This window comes from Clostridium celatum, assembly GCF_021412605.1.
Lineage (GTDB): Bacteria > Bacillota > Clostridia > Clostridiales > Clostridiaceae > Clostridium > Clostridium celatum.
Genome location: NZ_JAJKGM010000121.1, coordinates 1 through 358, shown reverse-complemented (window position 1 = coordinate 358; position 358 = coordinate 1). Strand labels below are relative to the sequence as shown.

The 358-nt window shown below is 23.7% G+C and carries 1 protein-coding gene; it reads right to left on the bottom strand.

Features of this window, described 5'->3' with window-relative positions; all coding sequences use genetic code 11:
• Nucleotides 1-256: 256 nt before the first annotated feature.
• Nucleotides 257-358: LPXTG cell wall anchor domain-containing protein (locus LPC13_RS17240; protein ID WP_407080862.1), on the bottom strand; the 102-nt coding region annotated here is incomplete at its 5' end.

The window sequence follows — 358 nt, the reverse complement described above, 5'->3', positions numbered from 1 at the left end:
ATATTAAATTTTATCCACAACTAATAATAGAAAAACCCTCTGTTTTTAAACAGGGGGTTTTTCAACAAACTGCAAAATGATATCCATATTCTTATGAATATGGATATCATTTTTTATTAAAATAAAAAATACATATTAAATATTCTTTTTAATGACTTAATTATTGAAGTTAAAAAGTAGCTAGTTTCAATATAATACGAAAACTAGCTACTTTTAATCATTTATATTATTAATAATCTAACATTATCAATAATAATTATTTTCTTCTTTTTTTACTTAATCCTAATCCACCAAGTAAAGCAATAACTCCACTGATTAATGTTCCAGCTACACCTGCTGTTCCTGTTTGTGGTAACTT